The sequence below is a fragment of the Sphingomonas sp. genome, assembly GCF_035910975.1.
GTDB lineage: Bacteria > Pseudomonadota > Alphaproteobacteria > Sphingomonadales > Sphingomonadaceae > Sphingomonas.
Window position 1 is genome coordinate 1 of sequence record NZ_JAMHWM010000028.1, and the last position, 4545, is coordinate 4545.

Below are 4545 nucleotides of genomic sequence, written 5' to 3' on the forward strand. Positions count from 1 at the left end.
ACGTTCGCGACGTGCTGACGCTGGAGCTGGCCCGGCTGCTCGACCTTCCCCACGCCGACGAGGGTTTCGCGAAGCTCTACGACAAGGAAGCCGCGACCGACGTTCGCGCCGTCTGGTGCCCGACGGCGGTGAATTTCTTCTCCCGCGTGAAGGGCGACTACCTCGACGCCCTTTGGACCGAGATGGTCGGCATCGACGCCGACAACGGCGAGGCGCGCACCTTCGCCAAGGCCAGGAAGGCCGAGAAGGTTGCGCGGCTGGAAACCATGTTCGATCCCGCGACCGAGCTTCCCGAAGCGCAGCGCGCCCGCGTGGCCGCGTGGCTCCCGCCCGAGATGTTCTGATCGCCCGGCCAGCGGTTCGCGCCGCTGGCCCCTTCCCTCCCCCCGGAAGATCGGGCCATGACTCGTTTTCGCCATACAGTTGCTTGGGGTAATCCCCATACCCAGCCGCCCAAAGGTGTTCCCCGCCTCCTTCTGATGGTCGAAACCGACAGCGGCGTGACGCCAACCGAGATCGTGGCGCTTTGGGTTGTCAACGTATGGCCCGCCCCGTCTGCAAGAGGGTTTGAGCATTCTGCCTTCCAGTCTGCGTCAACGTATCCGGCCTCGGAGCTTGCTCCCTGCCAAGATGGAGATACGCGCGACGTGCTCCTCGTAATCGGCGCGGCCTCGGTTGGCCGTTGACAACTCTCAGGTTTGCGCGTCGCCGTTCGACTGTTGGGCCATCTGTTCATACCGCCCGCGGACCTCGTGGACGACCCCGGATCGGGCGCGCCGGTGCCGCTTTCTTTTTCAGTGAATTTCGGGGACCTCTTCAGCAAAGCCACGGTTGCCGGAGAGCACGGCCCAGCAGATGCGGGCCAGCTTGTTCGCCAGCGCCACCACGACGATGTTCTTGTGCTGCCGTGCGAGCAGGTCATGGAGCCAGCGCCCGATCGGGGTGTCGCGCTCCGCGAGCTTCGGCAGAACAGCACGGGCGCCGTGGACGAGGTTCTTTCGCAGGTAGCGGTTGCCGCGCTTCCTGATGCCGAGCAGCCTCGGCTTGCCGCAGGTGGTAACCTGGCGCGGCACGAGCCCGAGCCACGCCGCGAGATCGCGCCCCTTGCCGAAGGCGCGGGCGTCGCCAACGGCCGCCACCAGCGCCGTCGCGTTGATCGGCCTGATACCCGGCACGGTCGACAGGCGACGCATCGCCGGATCGGCACGCGCGAGGGCGACGAACTCGGCGTCGAAGGCCTTGATGCGGGCGTCGAGGCAGTTTCACTCCTCGACGAGGTCCGCCACGAGGATCCTGATGCGCGGACTGAGCTCGGGCGCCTCGCCGGCAAGGAACTCATGCACCTCGTTTCGCAGCTTTGCGCGGCCCTTCGCCACGATCAGGCCGCGCTCTAAGCGGACCATTGTATTGAGGATGGTCAGGAGCTTTCTGGCGCAGGAGGTGATGGCGACCTTGAGTGGCTTTCCCGCGGCTTGGAGGCGGTGACGGAAAGCCTTGAAGCGCAGGTCGCAGCAGCTTGCGACGAAAGCGGCGATCGCATAGGCGGCTCTGTCGAATTCGCCGGCCTCGACGCGGCTCCGAACTACTGGCGCATCGACGCCCTCGTGGAACGCTTCAGGCAGTTCGCACCCGCCGCCAGCCTGGGCGAAGGCATCCGATGGATAGGCTTTCGCGCTTAGGTTCCCGATTCCATTCCCGCGATATCGAAATCCCTGATCGACAGCCGCGTCGTCTACGCTTTCGGCCACGGCCATTACGAACTGACCCAGGCAGCCATCACGGCAAGACATGTCCGCGATCTGATCAGCGACGTGCCCGAGAGCCCCATGATGAAATCTCTATCGATAAGACATTATTTTTCTTGGTAAAATGGACACTTATTGAGATTCTTGGTTTTTGCGCTCCGACTTCGGCAACTGCGCCGTTCTGGTCAAGCATAGAAGTGGTGCCCTTGCTCTGACAGAGGGGCTTTGCTGTGCCACCCCGCCTTTCATTCGCCTGAATCTGGAGTCCGGCGGCCGATTGAGCCGTAGCGGAGGCGCCGGCGCAGGACCGACGACTAGGCGCTTCTTCGCTCGGCCCCGGATTCGTAGAGGCCTGCCTTCGGCATGACGACACGCCAGCGTTGCGTGAACGCCGATGCCAAGGCGTTCATCTTGGCCGGGCGGAGGGGGATGTCATGCTGTCGAAACCGCGGCGGTATACGCTTGGAAAGTCGCCGAGACGCTTGGGCGCGATCAGGACCTTCGAGGAACACGAGCACGGACCGCGCCCAGATTTCCGTTTACGCATGCCGAAGCAGATCGTAGCGTCAACCTGCCAGGAACGGGCAACCGCGAAGGCAGGGGGGAAAAATGTTCGAAGCGTTCGACGCCGCGGCGCCGACCTATGCCGACAAGACGGCCGTACCGACGAAAGTCGGCCAGTACTTCTCGGATGCGAAGCTTCCAGGCCTGAACATAAGCGTTCTCGACCTGATGCGGCAGGCCGCGACCGCGGCCAGGCAGCCGTTGCAGGAGTCGCACCTCGACCTCGTCATCTCCGTCACCGTGGGCAAGGGCGGTGCGAACCAGCCGATGACCGTGCATGTGTCGCTCGAGGACTCGATCATCTCCTCCGGGGGCATGCTCTTCGACCGGAACGACAAGCGCGGATACTTCCAGGACCAGATCGTCGTCGAGATGTTTCTTACCAGCGACGGCCAGACGCCGCGCAGCGACTTCCGCCGGGTTTCGGACGGGCCGCAGACGGTGAACGGCTCCGGTGCCACCTCGTCGTCGGTGTCGGTGTCCTTCTCGGTCTCGGGATCGGTCAATGCCGGCTTCTTCGGCGGCACCCCGACCGGCGGCGGCAGCGTCGGCGCATCGCTCGGCGTCACGAACTCGCATTCGTTCAGCCGCAACCTCGCCGATTTCAAGGCGGTGAACACCTCGACGCAAACGCTGATCCAGCACACCTATAAGATGTCGCAGTCGTCGGGCGCCGCCTACGACAGCGCCAACGACCTGGTGCCGAAGGGCGACGCCATCGGCTTCTTCGACGCCTTCAAGGGCATCGTGCTCTACAATCCGCCCGACCTCGCGACGTCGAACCTGCCGCTGATCAGCCAGGCCGTGTGGCAGGCGACGTCGAACCGGGAATACGACGAGACGATCGGCGTGGCGATCAAGGTCACCCAGCGCGTGGTCATGGCCGAGGGCTCCAACAACTTCGTCGAGGTCCACGCCGAGTCGAGCGGGATCAAGATGGCGCACTGGCACAACCAGCCGATCGTCCTGAAGCCGTTCCGTGTCGAGGGCGGCGACGAGAAAACCGAGCTCTGAGGGGGCCGCGGCGATGCCGAAGGTTGCGATCGACCTCAACGCCTTCTCGCCGGCGGCGGCGGAGGCGATCTACTGCTACGGCCGCTACATGGAGGACCCGTCGTTTCGCAACGACAACACCTACTACTGGGCGCGGCTGGCAAGTTGGTACCTCGAAAGCATCGGCATTCCCGGCCGTCCGTCGCGATCGCCGACGCAGGCGGAATGGGCCGGGTTCGGCAAGATCCCGGCCCTGCGCAAGAGCGTGCGGGCCTGGCTCGTCGCCGAGCTCGGGAAGGGCCGCTCCGCGTCCGACCCGGCGCTGATCCGCGAGACCGTCGCCCGCTTCATAACCGGCGCGAAGAGCGACCCGGATATCGTGGCCGCGCTGGCGATGATGCGGGACCAGCTCGGCACCGACCACATCGACGTCGCGCCAACGACGCCGTCGTTCAACGAGCTGTGGCAGATGACACGCGGCATCGACAACCGGCCGATGATCAACCGCCTGCAGTCGATGCACGAGGTCGACGCCTTCGCGGAGACGCTTCGCGCCCAGGAGCAGCAGACGCCGCCGACCGATCCATCAAGGGAATACGACGTCGTACGGATAGAGGACATGCTCGGCTATCTCGACCATTACGACCAACCGGAGGTCGCGCTGGACCTGCCGACCACACGCGACCATCAGTACGGACCCGCCCCGGCCCTCGACGCGGTCTGAGCGCGACGACCCGGCAGGCTGCCGAAGAATGCTGGCTTGCGTGGGTGACGCCCGTCGCCAGGCGGGAAGCGGTCGCGCATCCGAGCGGGCGTCTTCAGGTGAGCGAGCGGCATACGTGCGCGATGATCGCCGCGGACCGGAGCAGGGTCCGCTATCCTCCGCTTCGGGCTGGCAGTCGGCCGGCGCCCATGCCGCGTGGCTGTGCCGTGGCACCCGGTCCCGGAGGGCGCGAAGCCGAGGGGCGCGCCGTTCCGCCACCGAAGGGCGGCGCGCGCGGAAGGCGGCAAGCCGGCCGGCGGGGTCGCGCGTGGCCGAAGCCGGCCGGTCGGTCATCGCGACCCGCCCGCGGCGCTGGTCGCCGGCTCCGGGGCCGCCTTCGGCTCGGCCGCGGCGGGATGGAGCAGGCCGTGGATGAAGCGGACCTTCTCGAGTACGTTCGGGCTCGGGTCGAAGGGATAAAGGTCAGGCTGGCCCATGCTGCGGTTCAGGCTGTTGACCGCGGCGGTCAGCGGCGACCAG

General features: G+C 66.0%; 6 protein-coding genes. 3 read left to right on the forward strand and 3 right to left on the reverse strand.

Annotation, left to right across the window (positions count from 1 at the left end):
* On the forward strand, window positions 1-344 hold a 344-nt coding region (locus tag VYI76_RS06235; protein ID WP_326523917.1), incomplete at its 5' end, for a hypothetical protein.
* Window positions 345-794: 450 nt separating this feature from the next.
* On the opposite strand, the gene VYI76_RS06240 is transcribed toward VYI76_RS06235, so the two are convergent.
* Both VYI76_RS06240 and VYI76_RS16820 read right to left on the reverse strand, forming a co-directional pair.
* Window positions 795-1193 carry a transposase gene (locus VYI76_RS06240; RefSeq protein ID WP_326523918.1) on the reverse strand — a complete coding sequence of 133 codons (399 nt, stop codon included), beginning with the start codon at window positions 1191-1193 and terminating at the stop codon, window positions 795-797.
* Between the two features lie 69 nt (window positions 1194-1262).
* Window positions 1263-1754 (reverse strand): hypothetical protein, encoded by a 492-nt coding sequence (locus VYI76_RS16820; RefSeq protein ID WP_443018910.1) that lies wholly within the window; start codon window positions 1752-1754, stop codon window positions 1263-1265.
* A gap of 600 nt (window positions 1755-2354) precedes the next feature.
* On the opposite strand from VYI76_RS16820, the gene VYI76_RS06250 reads away from it, so the two are divergent.
* A complete protein-coding gene (locus tag VYI76_RS06250; RefSeq protein ID WP_326523919.1) occupies window positions 2355-3323 on the forward strand; it encodes a hypothetical protein in 969 nt (322 codons plus the stop codon).
* Between the two features lie 13 nt (window positions 3324-3336).
* On the forward strand, window positions 3337-4026 hold the full coding sequence (locus VYI76_RS06255; protein ID WP_326523920.1) for a hypothetical protein: 690 nt from the start codon (window positions 3337-3339) through the stop codon (window positions 4024-4026).
* A gap of 329 nt (window positions 4027-4355) precedes the next feature.
* Here the strand turns inward: VYI76_RS06255 and VYI76_RS06260 are convergent.
* Window positions 4356-4545 (reverse strand): putative zinc-binding metallopeptidase (locus tag VYI76_RS06260; RefSeq protein WP_326523921.1); only part of this gene is annotated, 190 nt, incomplete at its 5' end.